The organism is Corynebacterium sp. HMSC058E07, assembly GCF_001809885.1.
Lineage (GTDB): Bacteria > Actinomycetota > Actinomycetes > Mycobacteriales > Mycobacteriaceae > Corynebacterium > Corynebacterium macclintockiae.
Genome location: NZ_KV799267.1, coordinates 85,746 through 106,369 on the forward strand (window position 1 = coordinate 85,746; position 20,624 = coordinate 106,369).

23 protein-coding genes are annotated in these 20,624 nt (G+C 59.9%); 16 read left to right on the top strand and 7 right to left on the bottom strand.

Features of this window, described 5'->3' with window-relative positions; genetic code table 11:
* Positions 1-56 precede the first annotated feature (56 nt).
* Positions 57-251: a DUF4236 domain-containing protein gene (locus HMPREF2678_RS03150; protein WP_034972486.1), complete on the top strand. Its 195-nt coding sequence runs from the start codon at positions 57-59 to the stop codon at positions 249-251.
* Positions 252-268: 17 nt separating this feature from the next.
* Here HMPREF2678_RS03150 and HMPREF2678_RS03155 read toward each other — a convergent pair whose 3' ends face one another.
* Both HMPREF2678_RS03155 and HMPREF2678_RS10170 read right to left on the bottom strand, forming a co-directional pair.
* Complete coding sequence (locus HMPREF2678_RS03155) at positions 269-2,668, bottom strand: ATP-dependent RNA helicase (protein ID WP_070550844.1); 2,400 nt, start codon at positions 2,666-2,668, stop codon at positions 269-271.
* Between the two features lie 40 nt (positions 2,669-2,708).
* A complete protein-coding gene (locus tag HMPREF2678_RS10170) occupies positions 2,709-3,650 on the bottom strand; it encodes a hypothetical protein (RefSeq protein ID WP_070550846.1) in 942 nt (313 codons plus the stop codon).
* Positions 3,651-4,085: 435 nt separating this feature from the next.
* On the opposite strand from HMPREF2678_RS10170, the gene rpsL reads away from it, so the two are divergent.
* The 4 genes from rpsL (at position 4,086) to tuf (ending at position 8,988) form a co-directional block, all read left to right on the top strand.
* On the top strand, positions 4,086-4,457 hold the full coding sequence (rpsL, locus tag HMPREF2678_RS03165; RefSeq protein WP_034971062.1) for a 30S ribosomal protein S12: 372 nt from the start codon (positions 4,086-4,088) through the stop codon (positions 4,455-4,457).
* A 3-nt stretch (positions 4,458-4,460) separates the two neighbouring features.
* Positions 4,461-4,931: a 30S ribosomal protein S7 gene (gene rpsG, locus HMPREF2678_RS03170; RefSeq protein WP_005291999.1), complete on the top strand. Its 471-nt coding sequence runs from the start codon at positions 4,461-4,463 to the stop codon at positions 4,929-4,931.
* Positions 4,932-5,196: 265 nt separating this feature from the next.
* Positions 5,197-7,311 carry an elongation factor G gene (gene fusA / locus HMPREF2678_RS03175; RefSeq protein WP_070550848.1) on the top strand — a complete coding sequence of 705 codons (2,115 nt, stop codon included), beginning with the start codon at positions 5,197-5,199 and terminating at the stop codon, positions 7,309-7,311.
* A gap of 486 nt (positions 7,312-7,797) precedes the next feature.
* Positions 7,798-8,988, top strand: coding sequence for an elongation factor Tu (gene tuf / locus HMPREF2678_RS03180; protein WP_034971065.1), 1,191 nt, complete (start codon positions 7,798-7,800; stop codon positions 8,986-8,988).
* Between the two features lie 123 nt (positions 8,989-9,111).
* Here tuf and HMPREF2678_RS03185 read toward each other — a convergent pair whose 3' ends face one another.
* The 5 genes from HMPREF2678_RS03185 to HMPREF2678_RS03205 form a co-directional block, all read right to left on the bottom strand.
* Positions 9,112-11,313: an HtaA domain-containing protein gene (locus HMPREF2678_RS03185; RefSeq protein WP_168163081.1), complete on the bottom strand. Its 2,202-nt coding sequence runs from the start codon at positions 11,311-11,313 to the stop codon at positions 9,112-9,114.
* 135 nt (positions 11,314-11,448) lie between these two features.
* Entirely contained in the window at positions 11,449-12,207 is a 759-nt protein-coding gene (locus HMPREF2678_RS03190; protein ID WP_034971067.1) for a GntR family transcriptional regulator, read from the bottom strand.
* A complete protein-coding gene (locus HMPREF2678_RS03195) occupies positions 12,204-12,551 on the bottom strand; it encodes a hypothetical protein (RefSeq protein WP_034971068.1) in 348 nt (115 codons plus the stop codon). The genes HMPREF2678_RS03190 and HMPREF2678_RS03195 overlap by 4 nt, the downstream gene beginning before the upstream one ends.
* Positions 12,552-12,757: 206 nt before the next feature.
* Positions 12,758-13,585, bottom strand: a complete 828-nt coding sequence (locus tag HMPREF2678_RS03200) for a hypothetical protein (protein ID WP_070550852.1) — start codon at positions 13,583-13,585, stop codon at positions 12,758-12,760.
* A gap of 143 nt (positions 13,586-13,728) precedes the next feature.
* A complete protein-coding gene (locus HMPREF2678_RS03205) occupies positions 13,729-14,580 on the bottom strand; it encodes a sortase (protein WP_246817867.1) in 852 nt (283 codons plus the stop codon).
* 739 nt (positions 14,581-15,319) lie between these two features.
* On the opposite strand from HMPREF2678_RS03205, the gene rpsJ reads away from it, so the two are divergent.
* From rpsJ to rpsQ, 11 genes are read left to right on the top strand one after another with little or no spacing between them, the layout of a single operon-like run.
* On the top strand, positions 15,320-15,625 hold the full coding sequence (rpsJ, locus tag HMPREF2678_RS03210) for a 30S ribosomal protein S10 (protein ID WP_010120790.1): 306 nt from the start codon (positions 15,320-15,322) through the stop codon (positions 15,623-15,625).
* A gap of 46 nt (positions 15,626-15,671) precedes the next feature.
* Entirely contained in the window at positions 15,672-16,328 is a 657-nt protein-coding gene (rplC, locus tag HMPREF2678_RS03215; protein WP_005291985.1) for a 50S ribosomal protein L3, read from the top strand.
* Entirely contained in the window at positions 16,325-16,978 is a 654-nt protein-coding gene (gene rplD, locus HMPREF2678_RS03220) for a 50S ribosomal protein L4 (RefSeq protein WP_034993860.1), read from the top strand. The genes rplC and rplD overlap by 4 nt, the downstream gene beginning before the upstream one ends.
* On the top strand, positions 16,975-17,280 hold the full coding sequence (gene rplW, locus HMPREF2678_RS03225; RefSeq protein WP_005291980.1) for a 50S ribosomal protein L23: 306 nt from the start codon (positions 16,975-16,977) through the stop codon (positions 17,278-17,280). The genes rplD and rplW overlap by 4 nt, the downstream gene beginning before the upstream one ends.
* Before the next feature lie 39 nt (positions 17,281-17,319).
* On the top strand, positions 17,320-18,162 hold the full coding sequence (gene rplB, locus HMPREF2678_RS03230; protein WP_011274164.1) for a 50S ribosomal protein L2: 843 nt from the start codon (positions 17,320-17,322) through the stop codon (positions 18,160-18,162).
* Positions 18,163-18,178: 16 nt separating this feature from the next.
* A complete protein-coding gene (gene rpsS, locus HMPREF2678_RS03235) occupies positions 18,179-18,457 on the top strand; it encodes a 30S ribosomal protein S19 (RefSeq protein WP_005291963.1) in 279 nt (92 codons plus the stop codon).
* Between the two features lie 2 nt (positions 18,458-18,459).
* The gene (rplV, locus tag HMPREF2678_RS03240) at positions 18,460-18,822 is read left to right on the top strand and encodes a 50S ribosomal protein L22 (RefSeq protein ID WP_070550854.1); all 363 of its coding nucleotides are present in this window, start codon (positions 18,460-18,462) and stop codon (positions 18,820-18,822) included.
* A complete protein-coding gene (gene rpsC / locus HMPREF2678_RS03245) occupies positions 18,822-19,565 on the top strand; it encodes a 30S ribosomal protein S3 (protein WP_005291959.1) in 744 nt (247 codons plus the stop codon). Before rplV ends, rpsC begins: the two co-directional genes overlap by 1 nt.
* A 5-nt stretch (positions 19,566-19,570) precedes the next feature.
* Positions 19,571-19,987 carry a 50S ribosomal protein L16 gene (gene rplP / locus HMPREF2678_RS03250; protein ID WP_034971072.1) on the top strand — a complete coding sequence of 139 codons (417 nt, stop codon included), beginning with the start codon at positions 19,571-19,573 and terminating at the stop codon, positions 19,985-19,987.
* The gene (gene rpmC / locus HMPREF2678_RS03255; RefSeq protein ID WP_005291954.1) at positions 19,987-20,220 is read left to right on the top strand and encodes a 50S ribosomal protein L29; all 234 of its coding nucleotides are present in this window, start codon (positions 19,987-19,989) and stop codon (positions 20,218-20,220) included. Before rplP ends, rpmC begins: the two co-directional genes overlap by 1 nt.
* The gene (gene rpsQ / locus HMPREF2678_RS03260; RefSeq protein WP_034971073.1) at positions 20,217-20,510 is read left to right on the top strand and encodes a 30S ribosomal protein S17; all 294 of its coding nucleotides are present in this window, start codon (positions 20,217-20,219) and stop codon (positions 20,508-20,510) included. The genes rpmC and rpsQ overlap by 4 nt, the downstream gene beginning before the upstream one ends.
* Positions 20,511-20,624 lie beyond the last annotated feature (114 nt).

A 20,624-nucleotide genomic window follows, 5' to 3' on the forward strand; every position in this document is an offset into this window, starting at 1 on the left:
CGGGGAGGCGCCCGCTTTTGTGCGTCCTGGTGCACTGGTGCCCTAAAATGAGCTGCATGGGAATCATGTTTCGTAACTCCAAGAACTTCGGGCCATTTCGAGTAAACACCTCTTCTGGTGGAGTCGGCGGCTCCACCCGCCTAGGCCCTGTGCGACTTACTCAGCGCGCGGACGGTCGCCAGACCGTCACCATTCACACGCCGATCCGTGGGCTGAACTTCACCAAGACCTTCGGTCGCAAGCGCCGCTAGTTCCCCAGCGCCCGCTGCTATTTTTCTAGCGCCCGCTTCGTCTTCTTTGTCGCCGTTGCCGCCCACGGATCCTCGGGCCACGGGTGCTTCGGATATCGCCCGCGCATGTCCTTGCGCACGCCCTGGTACGGCCCATCCCAGAAGCTCTTCAAGTCATCGGTGACGGCCAGCTCGCGCCCGGCCGGGGACAGTAGGTGGAAAAGAACTTTTTGCCCCGCGATCGTGGGGGATTCCGCTAGTCCGAAGCATTCCTGCAGCTTGACGCGCACAATTGGGCGCCCGGTTTCGTAGCTGATCTTCGGTGCTGAACCGCTGGGTACCTCTAACCTCTCCGGAGCCAGTTCGTCCATCCGCCCGGCCTCGGGCCACGGAAGTTGCCGCATGATTGCCTGGTATGCGTCGATGTCGGCAATCCTTTCGCCCGCCACGACCCTCTCGGCTTCGGGCGTGTAGTCGCCTGCCGTGAGTTCCGGCCACGGTTCGCCGAGTTGTTCGCGGAGGTAGTCGACTCTTTCCTTTATTCTTGACGCCCCCTCCGTCATCCGTAGCCACCCGAGTCCCTGGGCAGCCAAGGCTGCGACTGCCTGGCTCCTTTCTTCGTCGCCGAGCTCGGTGATTGATACCGGCGTGCTGGATAGTTCGATGGCTCCAAGGTGGCGCGTGCGGCGGGCGCGAAGCTTCCCGTCGGCAATATGCGCGGTGACGTCCTCCCGCACCTGGGCAAGGGGTGGTGTTTCTAGTCGCGCGGCCGCGCGGATCAGGGGAGTGCGACCCAGCTGCACTTCCGCTACTGCCAACCATTCGGAGCCGCCGAGTGAACGGCGCAGCTCCGGAGCCAGCGTGGCACGTGTTCCGGAGGCCAGCAGATACTCGGCCTCCCCGCTATTTACAAGCTTTGCGACGCGGTCGGGATATGCGGAGGCAACAACCTCGCCGGGAGTCGCCGAGCCCTGGTCGTCCACCATGCGCGCGAAACGACGCACTTCGGAGACTTGTGGCCGCGCTTCGGCGAGATCCCCCTGAAGACCGGTCGACAGCGCGGCCACTACCTCGGCTGCGGCGGAACCGTGCGCCAGCAAGGCGGCACCCAGGCGCGGGTCGGCGGGAATCCGTGCCAGTTTCTGACCTGTTTCTGTGATCGCTCCTTCCCCGTCCAGCGCGCCCAAAGCCTGCAACTCCTCGTTGGCATCGGTGAGGGTTGCGGCCGGAGGGGCGTCCAGAAGAGAAATATCTGGCGACCCCCAGGCAGCGAGGGTCAGGGCGGCGGCGACGAGATCCGTCGAGAGGATTTCTGGGGTGATGTCGAGCGCGAAGTGGGAATAGTCTGCCGCGGAGTAGGCGCGGTAGACCTGGCCGGGGCCGAGGCGACCCGCGCGGCCGGCGCGCTGATCGGCGCTGGCTTTGGAGGTAGAGGTGGTGACCAGGCCCGTCATGCCGCGAGCTTGGTCGCGGCGGGGAGTGCGGGACAGGCCGGCATCGACCACCGCGTGAACGCCGGGGACGGTGAGAGAGGACTCTGCGATGGACGTGGCGACGACGATGGGGGAGTTGCCGGTGAGCGCGGCATCCTGTTCGTGGGAGGTCAGACCTCCGTGGAGTGGTACGGAATCGGGGAGGTGGGAGCAGACCCAGTCGATTTCCTTGCGGCCCGGCACGAAAACAAGGGTGCGATGGTTGGGATGGCCTGCTTCGCGCTGGTTTGAGTGGGCCTGCAGCGCCAGATCAGCGACGTAGCGGTAGAAGGCAGGGGAACCCTGGGCACGCTCGGGGTGCGGGTGATAGGAGATATCCAGAGGATGGGTGACCGCTGGGGTGGAGGTAACCTGCGCACCCATATAGTCAGCGAGCTTTTGTGTGTCGACGGTGGCGGACATGGCGCAGAGGTAGAGTTCCCCGGCGGGGTCGCCTTCGCGCAGTAGTGCGACTTCCTGGCACATGGCGAGTACGAGGTCGGAATCCAGTTGGCGCTCGTGGACTTCGTCGATGAGGACAGCGCCTATGCCTTCGAGGGCGGGGTCGGCGAGGAGGCGGTTGAGGAGGACTCCTGGGGTGACGAATTCCACGAGGCTGCCGGGGTGGTGTTCGCCGCGGATGCTGTAGCCGACGCGGTCGCCTACGCGGGAGCCGTCGAGGTGGGCCAGACGCCGGGCTGCGGCGCGGACGGCCACGCGACGAGGCGCGGTGACCAGGACTTTCGGCGGAGTAGCCGGGGTGGCTTGGGTGGCTCGGGCGGCTTGGGAGGCCGTGCGCGTTGTGTGCCGCAGAATATTGGAGAGCGCAGGCGGAACGAGGGTTGTTTTACCTGTTCCAGGGGGTGCTTCCACCACCAGTGGGCCGCGTTCTGGGATGCGTGGTAGAAGCTCGGCGGCGGGCAGGCCGTCGCCGATGGTTGTTAGGTCGAAAGGGGGAGGAAACATCGGGATGATTGTAGGTCATCCCGATGCCTCCGCTTTGGTTCTAGTGGAAGAACTTCATCACGCAAGAAATCAGCACTCCCAGAACTCCGGCTCCGAAGAGGGAGAGCCAGAAGGTCTTCTGGGTTTCCTTTGCCTCATCCGACTTGTCGATGCCGAAGATCTTCTGGAAGAAGGAGAGGATGCCTTCCTTGGAAGAGCCACTAGCCGAGGACTCCGGATCCTTCGGGTCCTCCGGCTTGGGGTCTTCCGGCTTTGGATCCGCTGGCTTTGGATCCGCTGGCTTGGGGTCTTCCGGCTTTGGATCCGCTGGCTTGGGGTCTTCCGGCTTCGGGTCTTCCGGCTTGGGATCCTCCGGCTTCGGCGCAGCCTTAATGTTGGTTTCATTCAGCTGTACGGCGGTGGTTGTGCACTTCGTGGGAACGACTCCGAAAGATGTATCCATAGTCACCTCAATGATGTCGCTCGGGGCACTGACGGTTACCTTCTGCCCGTCCTTGGAGCGAAGGGAGAATTCGGCTGGCTTCGCAGAGACCGTAATCTCCTTGCTGCTGGTCTTCGACGCCGAAAGGACGTTGCTGACCGTCAGAACACCATTGGACAGAGATACACCTGCCGGGTTACCAACTAGCTCGGCATTTGGGGACACCTGCAGGCGCGCAGTACTGGACGTTGCCTTAACAGAGGAAACGGCGCTGAATGCGAGAGAGGTGATCTTGGACTCGCCAATTGTGACCTTCACCGGGATGTCTGCGCCAGCCTCGGCCTCGTTGGGCATGTCTACCGTGACTGTGCCTGTGGTTCCGGCTTCCTTAGTGCCAATTAGAGGTGCAGTGTAGGAGCACTTTAGGTCTAGATTGTGATTCTTGGCCTCCGCAGCAGCCTGAGGCAGCAGAGAGGGGGCAGCTACGCCGGTAGCGGTGAACAGAAGGGAAACTGCGGTCGCACCAGCAGCGAAACCGCGATTAATACGAAGACTCTTCATCGGGTCATCCTTAAGATCTCGAACAAATACCCAACAGATGTTTCTGTGGCGAAACTAAAATTAACATGAGTATCTTCTGTCCTGTGGGCAAAATGGTCAAGAAATTTTTTTCGGGGAGCGGGTTGGTGTGGACGGTCTTAGTAGTGACGTCCTAGCTCATTTGGTTTCCTGTGTGCACTGCGGTAATCTCACCGACGTAGATTGTATTGCTCCAATGGCGCGCACCAACAGGTGAACGGCAGAGGGTGCTTAATACAGGGATCTTCGTGCCGAGTGCGCGGAGTGATACAAAACGGTAGCGGCCCCGAAAGAGCCCCCATTTTTTGCTGTTTAAAGGTGTTTTATTCACCTAGCGGCGCTGGTGGGGAACCAACTCCGGGGTCACGATGTACCGAGACTTCTGCAAGTTTAAAACCCAAAGAAGAAAGTCTATCTATGCCAACTATTCAGCAGCTGGTCCGCAAGGGCCGTCACGATAAGAGCACGAAGGTTGCCACTGCTGCGCTGAAGGGCTCCCCACAGCGTCGCGGTGTGTGCACCCGCGTGTACACCACCACTCCGAAGAAGCCGAACTCCGCACTGCGTAAGGTTGCTCGTGTTCGCCTGACCTCCGGTATCGAGGTTTCCGCCTACATTCCGGGTGAGGGCCACAACCTGCAGGAGCACTCCATGGTGCTCGTCCGCGGCGGTCGTGTGAAGGACCTCCCGGGTGTTCGTTACAAGATCGTGCGTGGTTCCCTCGACACCCAGGGTGTTAAGGACCGCAAGCAGGCACGTTCCCGCTACGGCGCTAAGAAGGAGAAGTAAACAATGCCACGTAAGGGTCCAGCACCTTCCCGACAGCTAGTCAAGGATCCGGTTTACGGCGACGTTCTAGTCTCCCAGCTGGTCAACAAGGTTCTCCTTGACGGTAAGAAGTCCACCGCCGAGCGCATCGTCTACGGCGCTCTGGAGCAGTGCCGCGAGAAGACCGGCACCGATCCGATCCTCACCCTGAAGAAGGCTCTCGACAACGTTAAGCCGGCTCTTGAGGTTCGTTCCCGCCGTGTTGGTGGCGCTACCTACCAGGTTCCGGTTGAGGTTCGCCCCGGCCGTTCCACCACTCTGGCTCTGCGTTGGCTGGTGACCTTCACCCGTCAGCGTCGTGAGAACACCATGACCGAGCGTCTCGCCAACGAGATCCTGGACGCATCCAACGGTCTGGGTGCATCCGTGAAGCGTCGCGAAGACACTCACAAGATGGCAGAGGCCAACCGCGCCTTCGCCCACTACCGCTGGTAGCAGCGGCCTTATAGCCTCACCGCCCTAACTTCATAAAGGGCAGTGGGGCTATAGTGCTATTGACCGCGTGAGGGCGTCATCTAGAAAAACAACTAGAAAACAACCGACCCCCGACGCGACTTGACGGCGCAAAGCTGGCACAATAGAACGAGTACGTAATCACCTGCGGCTTGCAGGGGCTTTTTAAAGCACTTTTGAACATCAATGTGAACATCATGGAAGCCTCGGCCAAGTCGCTCAACAACGAAATGAGCGGGGTAACCCAGTGGCACTTGAAGCGTTGACCGACCTGAACAAGGTCCGCAACATCGGCATCATGGCGCACATCGATGCTGGTAAGACCACCACCACGGAGCGCATCCTTTTCTACACCGGCATCAACCGTAAGATCGGTGAGACCCACGATGGCGCCTCCACGATGGACTGGATGGAGCAGGAGAAGGAGCGCGGAATTACGATTACTTCCGCTGCGACCACCTGTTTCTGGGAAGGCAACCAGATCAACATCATCGACACCCCGGGTCACGTGGACTTCACCGTTGAGGTGGAGCGCTCCCTGCGTGTTCTGGATGGTGCCGTTGCTGTGTTTGACGCCAAGGAAGGCGTTGAGCCGCAGTCCGAGCAGGTCTGGCGCCAGGCAACCAAGTACGACGTTCCGCGTATCTGCTTCGTCAACAAGATGGACAAGCTGGGTGCGGACTTCTACTACACCGTGCAGACCATCATCGATCGCCTGGGTGCAAAGCCGCTGGTTATGGCCCTGCCGATCGGTGCAGAGGATGACTTCGACGGCATCGTCGACCTGCTGAACATGCGTGCAGTTACCTGGCGCGGCAAGGTTGAGATCGGCGCGGAGCCGACCTACGAAGAGATCCCGGAGGATCTGAAGGAAAAGGCTGAGGAGTACCGCGAGAAGCTCGTCGAGACCGTTGCTGAGTCCGACGAAGAGCTGATGGAGCGCTACTTCGCTGGTGAAGAGATCACCGTCGACGAGCTGAAGGCACAGATCCGCAAGCTGACCATCAACTCTGAGGTCTACCCGGTTTACTGTGGCTCTGCCTACAAGAACAAGGGCATCCAGCCGATGCTGGACGCTGTTATCGACTTCCTGCCGAACCCGATGGACGTTGGCTCCATCAAGGGCCACGACGCTAAGGATCCCGAGGTTGAGGTTCTGCGTAAGCCGTCCAAGGACGAGCCGTTCTCCGCTCTGGCTTTCAAGGTTGCGGTTCACCCGTTCTTCGGCAAGCTGACCTACGTCCGCGTGTACTCCGGTTCCGTCGAGTCCGGTGCGCAGGTCATGAACTCCACCAAGGACAAGAAGGAGCGCATCGGTAAGCTGTTCCAGATGCACTCCAACAAGGAGCAGCCGGTGGATCGCGCATCCGCTGGTCACATCTACGCCTTCATCGGCCTGAAGGACACGACCACTGGCGATACCCTGTGTGACGCTCAGAACCCGGTCATCCTGGAGTCCATGGACTTCCCGGATCCGGTGATCGAGGTGGCCATCGAGCCGAAGACCAAGTCTGACCAGGAGAAGCTGGGTACCGCTATCCAGAAGCTGGCGGAAGAGGACCCGACCTTCACCGTTAAGCTGGACGAGGAGACCGGCCAGACCGTTATCGGCGGTATGGGCGAGCTGCACCTGGACGTTCTGGTTGACCGTATGCGCCGCGAGTTCAAGGTCGAGGCAAACATCGGTAACCCGCAGGTTGCTTACCGTGAGACCATCCGCAAGCCGGTCGAGAAGCTGGAATACACCCACAAGAAGCAGACTGGTGGTTCCGGTCAGTTCGCACGCGTTATCATCGCTGTCGAGCCGTACGAGCCGGAAGAGGGCTCCGATCAGACCTACGAGTTCGTCAACGAGGTCACCGGTGGCCGCGTGCCGAAGGAGTACATCCCGTCCGTCGACGCTGGTATCCAGGACGCTATGCAGTACGGCTACCTGGCCGGCTTCCCGCTGGTGAACATCAAGGCCACCCTGCTGGATGGTGCTTACCACGAGGTCGACTCCTCCGAAATGGCCTTCAAGCTGGCTGGTTCCCAGGCACTGAAGGAAGCTGTTGCTAAGGCAAAGCCGGTTCTGCTGGAGCCGCTGATGGCCGTTGAGGTCATCACCCCTGAGGAGTACATGGGCGACGTCATCGGCGACATCAACTCCCGCCGTGGCCAGGTTTCCTCCATGGATGACCGCGCTGGCGCCAAGGTCGTGAAGGCAAAGGTGCCGCTGTCCGAGATGTTCGGCTACATCGGCGACCTGCGTTCCCGCACCGCCGGCCGCGCTAACTTCTCCATGATCTTCGATTCCTACGGTGAGGTTCCGACCAACGTCGCATCCGACATCATCGCGGAGCGTAACGGCGGTCAGGCCTAATACAGGCAGACCCTTAGCAAGGTTTCTTGTTAGTGACGCCCCTTCGGCGCCCGTCTCTACGGGCGCTGTCTAAAGGGGATGGCACGGGTGAGGGGCCTTGCAGGGTAGGGGTCAGCACGGCGTAGGCCTGCGTCAATAAACAAATAGAAAAATAGATTGCTTGCGTGGCCAGGAATGGCTGCAGGTCTGGAAGCTACCCCAATGTTCGTGGGGTTTCAGATCAAGCGTGGCGGTCAATTTTTCTAGATGGCTAAAGTGACGTAGGATGCGGTGTGCTGGCCGTTACCCAGTTCGCGTGTAGCGCGACTGTCCTCGAAACACAAAGTCGGGGCAAAGATGTTCGTTACACGGATAATCTGATATTCGGCAAGAAGTAAGAAACTAGCCAGTGGGCGACCCGAAACAGACGGGAAGACAACTGGCTGGCAACAAAAGTTAATGTGGCTGCGAGAGTCGTAGCCACCGAGCAGTCCAGGAGGACACAAAGTGGCGAAGGCTAAGTTCGAGCGTTCCAAGCCGCACGTAAACATCGGCACCATCGGTCACGTCGACCACGGCAAGACCACCACCACTGCCGCGATTACCAAGGTTCTGGCTGACAAGTTCCCAGAGGCCAACAAGTCCTTCGCTTTCGACGCCATCGATAAGGCGCCGGAGGAGAAGGAGCGTGGCATCACGATCAACATCTCCCACGTTGAGTACGAGACCGAGAAGCGCCACTACGCTCACGTTGACGCTCCGGGCCACGCTGACTACATCAAGAACATGATCACCGGTGCTGCTCAGATGGACGGCGCCATCCTGGTTGTTGCTGCAACCGATGGCCCGATGCCGCAGACCCGCGAGCACGTTCTGCTGGCTCGCCAGGTTGGCGTTCCGTACATCCTGGTTGCACTGAACAAGTGCGACATGGTTGACGATGAGGAGCTGCTGGAGCTCGTTGAGATGGAGGTCCGCGAGCTGCTGGCTGAGCAGGACTTCGACGAGGAAGCTCCGGTTGTTCACATCTCCGCACTGAAGGCTCTGGAGGGCGACGAGAAGTGGGCTAACCAGATTCTCGAGCTGATGCAGGCTTGCGACGACTCCATCCCGGATCCGGAGCGCGAGACCGACAAGCCGTTCCTGATGCCGGTTGAGGACATCTTCACCATCACCGGTCGCGGTACCGTTGTTACCGGCCGTGTTGAGCGTGGCGTCCTGAACCTGAACGACGAGGTCGAGATCCTGGGTATCCGCGAGAAGGCTCAGAAGACCACCGTTACCTCCATCGAGATGTTCAACAAGCTGCTGGACACCGCAGAGGCCGGCGACAACGCTGCACTGCTGCTGCGTGGCCTGAAGCGCGAGGACGTTGAGCGTGGCCAGATCATCGCTAAGCCGGGCGAGTACACCCCGCACACCGAGTTCGAGGGCTCCGTCTACGTTCTGTCCAAGGACGAGGGCGGCCGCCACACCCCGTTCTTCGACAACTACCGTCCGCAGTTCTACTTCCGCACCACCGACGTTACCGGTGTTGTGAAGCTGCCGGAGGGCACCGAGATGGTTATGCCGGGCGACAACGTTGACATGTCCGTCACCCTGATCCAGCCGGTTGCTATGGACGAGGGCCTGCGCTTCGCTATCCGTGAGGGTGGCCGCACCGTTGGCGCTGGTCGCGTTACCAAGATCACCAAGTAGTCACCTAGATCACTTCGCTGGTCACCGCCTAGCGCTACGGCGCTAAGCAGTTCAAGGCTAAAAGAGCCCCCGGATTTTTCGGAATCCGGGGGCTCTTTTCGTATCTCTAATGCCTCTTAGTTGTTAATCGAAGAACGGTAGGCACAGCAAAAAGAATAGCCAGTTGAAGATCTTCGCGATCCATTCAAAGCCAGTCGAGAGGAATCCAGTGATGTGATCCCACACGCTCTTGGATTTCTTTCCTTCTACCCCCGACTTGGAATCCTCGGGGTTATCCTGTTCGTCCGGTTTGTTGCTATCTTGCGACTTTGCGTCTTCGCCGGGCTTGGTGTCTTCGTCCGGCTTGTTGTCTTCGCCCGGCTTCGTGTCCTCGCCGGAGTTGGTGCCCGCCCCCGGATTTTCCTGTTCAGAGCCAGGCTGACCTTCTGGTTCCGTTCCCGGCTCTTCTGGCGCCGCTGGCTCTACCCGGTCGGTGTGGTCGCCCAGCTTCGGATCAGTCGAATCCAGACGCAGGATTACTGCGTGCTCCAGATAGGTAGAGTTGTCTGTCTCAATAGAGTAAGCGAACACCTTGTTCTTCCATTCCAGGAGGTTCCGGTGTTTGCCGGCCGTATCCTTCTGGTTCGGCAGGTTGATGCTCTCAGTTTCAGTCCGTGTTGCCGGGTCTACCCAACTCAGCTTCGACTTTGATTCGCTCGTCACCAAAGCCTGGCCATCGACGAAGGCAATGTCCGAAACTTTATGCAGGTCGCCAACTGGGCCACGGTCGGACTGCGGAGTAAGCACACCGTCTTCATAGCGGAAGAACTGCATTCCTGGTCGAGACCAATCATGGCTAAAGAATGCGACGTTGATTCCATCGGTGGACATGCGAGTTGCATAGGTAGCACCATCGGCGATGGTGCCCAAGTGCGTGCCACCTTCGGCCAGCTCGGCAGTACCGTCAGGCTTAATCAACACTGGCGGCACGCGGTAGCTTTCACTGTTCGCCAGGCTCACAGCAGCCGCTGGCAGGTAAAGAATGTTGCCGTCCGGCATCACGTTCATACTGCTTGCCAGTGCGAAGGTCCCAGCCTCGCCGTAGAGAACTCGGTTGTGGCCATTGCCGTAAAGTTTGGTCTCCGGGTTGTGCGCAGCTACGACGTCCTGGGCTGGAGTCAACTTCACAGTTTCGGCCTTTCCTGCCGAAGTCACCCAGGTTAGCGTCGAGTCATCGTCGGTGGTACCACGGGCGATCACTCCCACACGATCATTCGCAGCGTCGTACGCGATGCCTGTGGGCTCGGCACCCACGTTGTCGTGAAGCGTCACGGGCGTAGACCATCCCTGCGCAGAGGCCGTGGCGGTCTTCAAAGACTTGCCCTCTACCCAATAGACGTTGTTGTCTGCCCCCTCGGTGTACAGCAGACTTTCGGTGTACTGCAATGGGGCTTCGAGGGGGGCGCCAATTGCCTGCATCGTCTTAGGATCGAAGAGCTCAATTGCGGTTTTGCTTTCCGAACTCACGCGGGTTGCCAGGGCTATATAGTCCTGCAGACCCAGCATACGGTCTGAATCAACAACCTGATTGGAACGGAAGCGATCGCCAATGGTCAATGGTGCCGAGTCGTTCCCAGGGCGCCCGCCTTTGCCCTCGTATTCGAAACTTAGTGGAGCCAGCGGGCCACCCAGATTATAGAAACCAGAGAAGGTGCGCACACCGTCTTCGGTCAGCGAAGTATTGATGCCCTTCCAAGAACTCTTGCCGCCCTTTTGTTCAAACTTGGCGGTCTTGGTCCAAGCCTGTGCGATCTTGGCATCTTCCTTCTCGAATATCTTGCCACTCGGGTATTGCTTGGAACGCACGTCAGCTTCCACATGCGAGCCGTCTGGGCTCAGCACAATGGTTGGGTCCTTGATCGTCAGCTCCAGTGAGCAGTTACCGCGCTTCGCAGGCTTGCCCTCGCAGTACTTGAAGTATTCAACGCGTCCCTGAAACTCGGCACGGGTGGTCTGGCTAGCTTCCTCGAAGGTCGCTTTCTTCAGGTTGAACTTGTAGTACTGCTCAACGGTATCGCTTTCCGACGATGGCTTGTCAGTTCCGTTGGAATAGATCTTGGTGGCACCGTCAGTGACGTGGGTAGCTCCCAGGGAATAGCGCAGGAACGAGTCGCGCAATGCCCAATCCAAACTGCCGTTGCCGCTCTCGGAGGTCTCGGCTGCCGAATGAGCCGTCTGCTCAGTTTGAGCCCCGGCGATGGGGGCGAGAACAGGCCCCAGGCCGATACTGAGCATTCCCAGGGCGATGCCCACCGATGTTATCCGGTGGGATTTCTTAGCTATCACAATCATCTCCTCAAGATGGTGTAGAATGAACCAACATAACACAGGTTAGGCTAACCTATTCCTTATTGATCCGTAAGGAGGGGTCGTGAAAGATACCCCCGGCGGCGCCCTACTTCCCAGAAAGGGTGCGACCGGTTAGCCCCAGGGGAAGTGATTCAACGTAGTCCAGCTGAGCGTGTTGTTCTTGCCAGACGTCGGCACGGCGAGGCTGAGGGCGTCCGCAATATAGCGATCTTCACTCATCTCCAACGGCGTGCCCCTCGCATCGCGCGACAAGCGTCGGTGGACCAGTACGGGGTCGCCGGCATCGAGAGGCAGCCAGCGCGCATCTACCTCGCCCGCCTTCGCCGCGGAGAACACGTTGTCGGCAGCAAAGAAGTGGACGTTGTGGCGGGAGGCCAGTTCGTTGGTCACCGAAGGGCAAGTCGGATCCATCGGCTCGACTTTGGTGCCGACCCAGGCGGGGTAGCGGGTGCGTTCCAGCATGATGGGGGAACCGTCGATGGTGCGCACACGCAGCACGGTGAGTACTTGCTCGCCCGGAGGAACGCGCAGAAGCTCGGTATCCTGTTCGGTCTGCTCTGCCCATTCCTGGGAGATGACGTGTCCGCCGGGCGTGCGTCCGCGACTGTAAGCCCATTGAGCGAAACTGCGGAACTTCGAGATCTCGGGGAAGCGCGCCGGCATGCGCATGACTACTTTGCGCGCGCCGCGTTTTGAACTCAGGATGCCTTCGTCGACCAGAACATTCAGCGCCTGGCGCATGGTGCCGGGGGCAACGTCGAAGCGGTCTGCGAGGGCTTTCTCGCTGGGTATGGGCTCCCCAACGCGTAGCTTTTGGCTACGGATTTCCTCGCGCAGTTCGCGTGCGATTTGCTCGTAGCGGGTGGTCATTTGTCGCCCTCTCTGTATCCGCGGCGAAACTCTTCCGGCAGTTTGTTCATGACCGTGTTCCTGATGTTCCCCGCAAATCGTCCGGCGCTACGTGCGAGGTTCTCTGCGATCCCGACGGCCTGCTCGGCTGCGTCCATGGCCTGTTCCGCTTTCTGCTCGGAGATGAAGCTTGGCCGGTGTTCCCGGACCTGGCGGCATAGGCGTGCCCGCCGATCCCAGCTTTCGTCGAGTACCCGCAGCGCCTCGATCAGTTCGGCATCCGTCCCACCTGCGTCGGGGTGGTGCTTCCGAACTAGTGCGCGCCGTTGGCGTTGGTATTCGGGGTTGCTGCGGTAATCGCTCAATGCAGTTCCTCTTTTGTGGACGCCACCTGCGGCCATTCGCCTTCAAATCTCACTTATGTGGCGATTGTAGTTGTGGGCTGCCTCGATGGGGGAGAGGCGCTGCCGGTACATGGAAAAGCCCACCTGCATCGGCTACTAGGCCAAGGAAGGTGGGCTGGTTTCTAGCGCGCGTGTCCCCTTGGGGATACGTGCCTTAGGGCTTCGGCCTAAGCGAAGATCTTGCGGCGAACGGCGAACGCGCCAGCTGCGACCATAGCCAGGACAGCCAGGGCAGCCAGGCCGCGTGCAGCGGTGTTGGAGCCGGTCTGTGCCAGCATGCCGCGGTCGGTGTTGGCAGCGCCAGCGTCCTGGCCGGCCAGCTTGCCGCCCTGGGCGATGACCTCGTCCTTGTTTTCCTGCAGCATCTTGTCGGAAGCTGCCTTCTCCTCGGCAGACGGAGCTTCCTTGCTGTTCTCGTCCTTGACGTAGGTCTTGCCGTCGTTAGCCAGGTGCCAGACGATGCCGCCGATGATCAGGGCAGCCGGCAGAGCCAGCCAAGCCAGCTGCTTCTTGTCGAACTCCTGGCACTCTGCGCGCATCTCATCGGTGATCGGCTCGTTGACCTTGTTGGGATCCTTCACGTAGACGTTCGGATCCTGCAGGTGCTGGTAGCAGGTGTTGCCGAACTTGTCTTTCTTGGTGGCCGGAGCCGGGATGCCCTCTTCGGTCGGGACGCCGAAGGCCTTGTTGTAGTCTGCACGCATCTGGTCGGTGATCGGCTCGTTTGCCTTGTTGGGATCCTTCACGTAAACGCTCGGATCCTGCGTGCTCTGGTACCAGGTGTTACCTTCGTCATCCTGCTTGGTGGCCGGGGCCGGGATGTTGGTGTCCTCGGCAGGGTCTTCGGCGGTGTCCCCACCCGGATTCGGAATGTTGGTGGCGTCGGTAGAATCAGTCTCCGTAGCGGGAATCTGAGCCTGGGCAACAGTTGCGCCGCCGAGAGCGAGGGCGCCAGCCATTGCGACTGCGGTCAGGGATTGCGAGAAACGCTTCATGTTATCTCCTTCAAGAAATAGGTCGTGCGCAATGCCCACCAAACAGCGAAGGCATTAACACGAGTAACATTAGACCCGTCCTTAACATTTGTCACATCTTTTTCTAAGTTAATGAGATTTAGCGCATTCTGGGGGTAGTGCTTCTACTGACCCGATTGCCCAGGGTGGGGAGCGCTAGCGGTGCTGGAAGTTCCCTGATATTGCCAACCCACAACAGCGTTACGCACGGCAGAGGCAAGGGGGTTCGCGGGCTGGATGCAACTAATCGTCAGTAGTCGGCCCGGCATGGGGCCGTCCCCCCAAATCTGTGGATCCTTCGATAGCGCATCCTTGCTGGGATCGTGCAGGTCGGATGCGGAATAGACCAGCCAGTTGTCTCCAGATTCGGCTGTGCGGATATACAGCTTGTCGCCCACGGCAACTCTATGGCGATCTGCCGTCCCGTCGTATAGGTCGTTGAATACAGCAGGTACACCTGCGCCGGTGTGGCCTGCAATTACCACGATGTCTGGCGCATTCGTTCCAGGTAGTGAATACGGGCGATCAGGCGCGGTGTACGTGCATGCCTTATCCAAAGTGTCCGGGTCGATGGCCCCGTCCTTGACTCGGCACGAACCCTCCTCAAAGTTCGCATGCACGTTGATCGCCGGAATAAACATCTCTTGAGCTGCGGCCGGCGGAATAGTGGGCGACCGTTCCGCAACAACCTCGTTGGATTCCAGACCTTCCGGAGGCTTGACAGACGAGTCGTGCGGCCACAGCGCGAGGACAATGAGCGTGGCGAAAATCGCGGCGCCAATGCGCGCAATAAGCCGCCTCTTATCCTGAGGGGTTTTTTGCTTACGGTGTTTGGGTGCCTGCCGCCTACGGTTGTTGTCTTCCGCGTGCTCCCGACGTTGGGGTCGCGATGCGGCAGGACGCGCCGAAGCAGATGGCGGTATCGGATGGCGCGTCGGGCCTGGGGAAGGGCGACGTGAGTTGCGGGGGTCGCTCATTATTGTTCCTTCTTTAGATGACGCCACCTTTAGGCCATCCATCATCAATCTCAACTTTGTGGTGATTGTAGTGCTCCGTGGCCCTTCTGGAGTAAAAGCAGGTGGGCGCGTTGGGGCGTCAATAAGAAAAGAGAGTAGTGATTTGGTTTCGGCGCGCCCGGTGTGGTTCAATACTTGACGTTGCTTTAACACGGCATATGAGGCCAGTCGGGTGAAGCCAGGCTGAACCAAGAAGGTGTCGATGGTGAAGTGAGCATGATCCATCGTCGGTGAAGAACCTCGCGAAAATTATCCTCCAAGGATCGTGGCGGGGCTGCTTTGCTGTGCGGTACTTAAAAAGCGGAAAGGCGACACGCCCGACCGCGGGTGCCGGAGGATGGGGCATGGTAAATGAACAGCGGCAGTAAGCGAAGGAAATCCTTCCGACAAAGCGCGGAACACGCTTCCAAGCTTGGCTCCATATATGAGGACTTAATTAGTTAAGGCCAGACGTGGAACCAACAGGGGCGGGAACCGGGTGTTGTTACAAAGACTTGTTAACCCAAGTGCGTATGGCGTGTGTTCATTAAAACCAAATGACCCGCGTCCATCGATGGCACAAACAAGTAAATGTAAGACACAAGCGACACTGGCGACTGGACCAGGCCCCAAGGCTGGACAGCGTTAAGACTAAGACAGACAAAAAGCGTGCTAACCCGCTGTTCAGGCAGCAGGTGCGCTTTGAAGGAAGAGGACAAGCGTGGCGGGACAGAAGATCCGCATTAGGCTCAAGGCCTACGATCACGAGGCTATCGACGCTTCTGCCAAGAAGATCGTCGAGACGGTAACCCGTACCGGCGCTCGTGTTGTCGGCCCAGTGCCACTGCCAACTGAAAAGAACGTGTACTGCGTCATCCGTTCTCCGCACAAGTACAAGGACTCGCGCGAGCACTTTGAGATGCGTACGCACAAGCGTCTGATCGACATTCTCGACCCAACCCCGAAGACCGTTGACGCTCTCATGCGCATCGATCTTCCGGCCAGCGTCGACGTCAACATTCAGTAAGCGGCAAAAGAGTCTGAACTACTGAAACGGCAGCGGAAGAGAAACTATGAGTGATATTGAGATCAAGGGCATCCTGGGCAAGAAGCTCGGCATGACCCAGATCTTCGACGAAGAGAACCGTGTTGTACCGGTTACCGTCGTCGAGGCTGGGCCTTGTGTCGTAACCCAGGTGCGTACCAAGGAAACCGACGGCTACGAGGCCGTACAGATCGCCTTCGGCGAGATCGACCCGCGCAAGGTCAACAAGCCTGCCGCTGGTCACTTCAAGAAGGCCGGCGTGACTCCGCGCCGCCACGTCGCTGAGATCCGCGTTGCAGACGCATCCAGCTACGAGGTTGGCCAGGACGTCACCGTCGACATCTTCAACGATGTCAAGTTCGTCGACGTGACGGGCACCACCAAGGGTAAGGGCTACGCCGGTGGCATGAAGCGCCACGGCTTCGCCGGCCAGGGTGCTGCACACGGTAACCAGGCTGCTCACCGCCGCGTGGGCTCCATTGGACAGGCAGCCACCCCCGGCCGCGTGTTCAAGGGCAAGCGCATGGCAGGCCGCATGGGTAACGACCGCGTTACCCAGCAGAACCTGAAGGTTGCCAAGGTCGACGCAGAGTCCAACCTGCTCCTGATCAAGGGCGCAGTTCCGGGTGTCAACGGCGGCCTCGTCGTTGTCAAGACCGCAGTGAAGGGCGGTGCACACGCATGAGCAATCTAAAGCTTGATGTCCACACCGCTGACGGTAAGACCAACGGCACGGTCGAGCTGCCCGCATCCATCTTCGATGCAGAGGCAAGCATCGCCCTGATGCACCAGGTCGTTACCGCTCAGCTCGCAGCAAAGCGCCAGGGTACCCACGCTACGAAGACTCGTGGCATGGTGTCCGGTGGTGGCCGTAAGCCATTCCGCCAGAAGGGCACCGGTCGTGCTCGCCAGGGCTCCATCCGCGCTCCCCACTTCACCGGTGGTGGCACGGTTCACGGTCCGCAGCCGCGCGACTACTCCCAGCGCACCCCAAAGAAGATGAAGGCCGCCGCTCTGCGTGGCGCCCTGACCGATCGCGTGCGTCACGATCGCATCCACGTGGTCGAGGAGCTGGTCCCGGGCCAGACCCCGTCCACCAAGGCTGCACGCGCTTTCATCGAGCGTCTGACGGACCGCAAGTCCGTGCTGGTCGTCCTGACCCGCGAAGACGTCACCGCGTGGAAGTCTGTGAACAACCTGCCGCAGGTGCACACCCTGGTCAACGACCAGCTGAACACCTACGACGTTCTGAACGCAGATGACGTTGTGTTCTCCGTGGAGGCACTGAACGCTTTCATCAACGCCGCTGATAAGACCAAGGAGGAGGCAAAGTGAGCACTGTAGCTGATCCTCGCGATATCATCATCGCCCCGGTCGTATCTGAGAAGTCCTACGGCCTGATGGAGCAGAACGTTTACACGTTCCTGGTTAACCCCAGCTCTAACAAGACCCAAATCAAGATTGCCGTCGAGCAGATCTTTGGTGTGAAGGTCGCCAGCGTTAACACCGTTAACCGTGAGGGCAAGCGTAAGCGCACCCGCACCGGCTACGGCCAGCGCAAGGCAACCAAGCGCGCCATGGTGACCCTGGTCGCCGGCAGCGATCCGATCGACATCTTCGGTGGAGCGACCGCCTAAGGGCCGCCGGATACCGAAAGGTAAAGAGGAAGCAAGAGTATGGCTATTCGTAAGTACAAGCCGACTACGCCGGGTCGCCGCCAGAGTTCTGTCTCCGAGTTCGCGGAAATTACCCGTTCGACTCCTGAGAAGTCTCTGCTGCGCCCGCTGTCGAAGACCGGTGGTCGTAACGTTCACGGCCACATCACGACCCGTCACAAGGGTGGTGGCCACAAGCGCCGCTACCGCGTTATCGACTTCCGTCGTAACGACAAGGACGGCGTGCTGGCTAAGGTTGCTCACATCGAGTACGACCCGAACCGCACCGCTAACATCGCACTGCTGCACTACCGCGATGGCGAGAAGCGTTACATCATCGCCCCGCGTGGCCTGCAGCAGGGTGCCCTGCTGGAGTCCGGCCCGAACGCAGACATCAAGGTTGGTAACAACCTGCCGCTGCGTAACATCCCGACCGGTACCACCATCCACGCTGTGGAGCTGAAGCCGGGCGGCGGCGCCAAGATGGCTCGTTCCGCTGGTGCCTCCATCCAGCTGCTGGGTAAGGAAGGCAAGTACGCAGTCCTGCGTATGCCGTCCACCGAGATCCGTCGCGTTGACATCCGCTGCCGCGCCACCATCGGCGAGGTCGGCAACGCTGACCAGATCAACATCCGCTGGGGCAAGGCCGGCCGTATGCGCTGGAAGGGCGTTCGCCCGACCGTCCGTGGTGTTGTTATGAACCCGGTTGACCACCCGCACGGCGGTGGTGAGGGTAAGACCTCCGGTGGTCGTCACCCTGTGTCTCCTTGGGGCCAGCCTGAGGGACGCACCCGCAAGCCGAACCGTCCTAGCGACCGGATGATCGTTCGCCGTCGTCGCTCCAACAAGAACAAGAAGCGCTAAGAGGAGGTAGTAGAGAATGCCACGCAGCCTGAAGAAGGGCCCATTCGTCGACGAACACCTCCTTGCGAAGGTGGACGCTCAGAACGAAAAGGGCAACAAGAACGTCATCAAGACGTGGTCCCGTCGCTCGACCATTCTTCCCGATTTCATCGGCCACACTTTCGCCGTCCACGACGGTCGCAAGCACGTACCGGTGTTCATCGACGATTCCATGGTCGGTCACAAGCTAGGTGAGTTCGCTCCTACGAAGACCTTCAAGGGTCACGTCAAGGACGACAAGAAGGGTCGTCGATAATCATGTCTGACACCGTAACCACCGCACGCGCAACCGCGCGTTTCGTCCGCGTCACTCCGATGAAGGCACGTCGCGTGATCGACACGATCCGTGGCAAGTCCGTCGAGGACGCACTGGCGATCCTGAAGTACGCTCCGCAGGCCGCTTCCGAGCCGGTCGCGAAGGTTGTTGCTTCGGCCGCCGCCAACGCCGAGAACAACTTCGGCTTGGATCCGCACACGCTGGTCGTCTCTGAGGCTTACGCCGACGAGGGTCCGACCATGCGCCGTTTCCGTCCCCGCGCCCAGGGTCGTGCATTCCACGTCCGCAAGCGCACCAGCCACATCACTGTGGTCGTCGAGAGCCAGAAGGGAAGTGCTCAGTAGTGGGCCAGAAAATCCACCCCCACGGCCTCCGGCTGGGTATCACTTCCGAGTGGCGCTCCCGCTGGTACGCCGACAAGCAGTACGCTGATTACCTCGCCGAGGACATCAAGATCCGCGACTTCCTGTCCGAGGGTCTTGACCGCGCCGGTATCGCCAACGTTGTCATCGAGCGCACCCATGACCGGGTTCGCGTTGACATCCACACTGCCCGCCCAGGCATTGTGATCGGCCGTCGTGGCTCCGAGGCTGACCGCATCCGCGGCCAGCTGGAGAAGCTCACCGGCAAGCAGGTTCAGCTGAACATCCTCGAAGTTAAGAACATCGATGCCAACGCACAGCTGGTGGCACAGTCCATCGCTGAGCAGCTGACCAACCGCGTTGCCTTCCGTCGCGCTATGCGCAAGGCAATCCAGGGCGCTATGCGCCAGCCGCAGGTCAAGGGCATTAAGGTTGTTTGCTCCGGTCGCCTGGGCGGCGCGGAGATGGGCCGCACCGAGCGCTACCACGAGGGTCGCGTTCCGCTGCACACCCTCCGCGCTGAGATCGACTACGGCACCTACGAGGCTCACACCACCTTCGGACGCATCGGCGTCAAGGTGTGGATCTACAAGGGTGACGTCGTCGGTGGCCGTCGCGAGAGCCTGATGAATGCACGCGACGAGCGCCCGTCTCGCGGCCGTCGCGAGCGTCCACGTCGCGGTGGCGCACGTCGCCAGCGCGCTGAGCAGAAGCAGGAGGGCTAAGACAAATGCTTATCCCGAAGCGCGTTAAATACCGTCGCCAGCACCGCCCGACCCGTCGTGGCGTGTCCAAGGGCGGCAACCGCGTAACGTTCGGCGACTACGGCCTGCAGGCCCTGGAGCCGACCTACATCACGAACCGTCAGATCGAGTCCGCTCGTATCGCCATTAACCGCCACATGAAGCGTGGCGGCAAGGTGTGGATCAACATCTTCCCGGATCGTCCGCTGACCCAGAAGCCGCTCGGCGTGCGTATGGGTTCCGGTAAGGGCCCGGTGGAGAAGTGGGTTGCTAACGTTAAGCCGGGTCGCATCCTCTTCGAGGCCTCTTACCCGAACGAGGAGATCGCCCTCGAGGCACTGCGCCGTGCTGGTAACAAGCTGCCCTGCAAGGTTCGCATCGTGAAGAAGGAGGATCAGTTCTAATGGCTACCGGAACTCCGGCACATGAGCTCCGCGAGCTCAACAACGAAGAGCTGACCACCCGCCTGCGTGAGGCGAAGGAAGAACTGTTCAACCTTCGCTTCCAGGCTGCGACCGGCCAGCTGACCAACAACCGTCGTCTGGGTGTTGTCAAGCGCGACATCGCCCGCATCTACACCGTCCTGCGCGAGCGTGAGCTCGGGCTGTCTACCAACCCGGGTGGTGACGCAGCATGAGTGAGGCAACCGTGAATGACAACGCAGCTGTGAAGAACGAGAAGGGCGCCCGTAAGGTTCGCTCCGGATACGTTGTTTCCACCAAGATGAACAAGACCATCGTGGTCGAGCTCGAAGACCGCAAGCAGCACGCACTGTACGGCAAGATCATGCGCCGTAACTCCCGCGTGAAGGTCCACGATGAGAACGAGACCGCCGGCGTAGGCGACCGCGTTCGCATCGAGGAGACCCGCCCGCTGTCCAAGGACAAGCACTTCCGCCTGACCGAGATCATCGAGAAGGCTCGCTAGTCCTAGCAGCTCTGAGAGCTCAGCCTGCTATGGCAGCTACGGCTGCTTAGGCGGCTGTAGCGCTAGACCCCCTCCCGCACTTTGAACTGCTCCCCATTAGTTGGACTGAGAAAT

Bases quoted from the DNA above. Each gene is read 5' to 3' on its own strand.
- HMPREF2678_RS03150 (WP_034972486.1), top strand. From the start codon at position 57: ATGGGAATCATGTTTCGTAACTCCAAGAACTTCGGGCCATTTCGAGTA.
- HMPREF2678_RS03155 (WP_070550844.1), bottom strand. From the start codon at position 2,668: ATGTTTCCTCCCCCTTTCGACCTAACAACCATCGGCGACGGCCTGCCC.
- HMPREF2678_RS10170 (WP_070550846.1), bottom strand. From the start codon at position 3,650: ATGAAGAGTCTTCGTATTAATCGCGGTTTCGCTGCTGGTGCGACCGCA.
- rpsL (WP_034971062.1), top strand. From the start codon at position 4,086: ATGCCAACTATTCAGCAGCTGGTCCGCAAGGGCCGTCACGATAAGAGC.
- rpsG (WP_005291999.1), top strand. From the start codon at position 4,461: ATGCCACGTAAGGGTCCAGCACCTTCCCGACAGCTAGTCAAGGATCCG.
- HMPREF2678_RS03190 (WP_034971067.1), bottom strand. From the start codon at position 12,207: ATGACCACCCGCTACGAGCAAATCGCACGCGAACTGCGCGAGGAAATC.
- HMPREF2678_RS03200 (WP_070550852.1), bottom strand. From the start codon at position 13,585: ATGAAGCGTTTCTCGCAATCCCTGACCGCAGTCGCAATGGCTGGCGCC.
- HMPREF2678_RS03205 (WP_246817867.1), bottom strand. From the start codon at position 14,580: ATGAGCGACCCCCGCAACTCACGTCGCCCTTCCCCAGGCCCGACGCGC.
- rplC (WP_005291985.1), top strand. From the start codon at position 15,672: ATGAGTGATATTGAGATCAAGGGCATCCTGGGCAAGAAGCTCGGCATG.
- rplD (WP_034993860.1), top strand. From the start codon at position 16,325: ATGAGCAATCTAAAGCTTGATGTCCACACCGCTGACGGTAAGACCAAC.
- rplB (WP_011274164.1), top strand. From the start codon at position 17,320: ATGGCTATTCGTAAGTACAAGCCGACTACGCCGGGTCGCCGCCAGAGT.
- rpsS (WP_005291963.1), top strand. From the start codon at position 18,179: ATGCCACGCAGCCTGAAGAAGGGCCCATTCGTCGACGAACACCTCCTT.
- rplV (WP_070550854.1), top strand. From the start codon at position 18,460: ATGTCTGACACCGTAACCACCGCACGCGCAACCGCGCGTTTCGTCCGC.
- rplP (WP_034971072.1), top strand. From the start codon at position 19,571: ATGCTTATCCCGAAGCGCGTTAAATACCGTCGCCAGCACCGCCCGACC.
- rpmC (WP_005291954.1), top strand. From the start codon at position 19,987: ATGGCTACCGGAACTCCGGCACATGAGCTCCGCGAGCTCAACAACGAA.
- rpsQ (WP_034971073.1), top strand. From the start codon at position 20,217: ATGAGTGAGGCAACCGTGAATGACAACGCAGCTGTGAAGAACGAGAAG.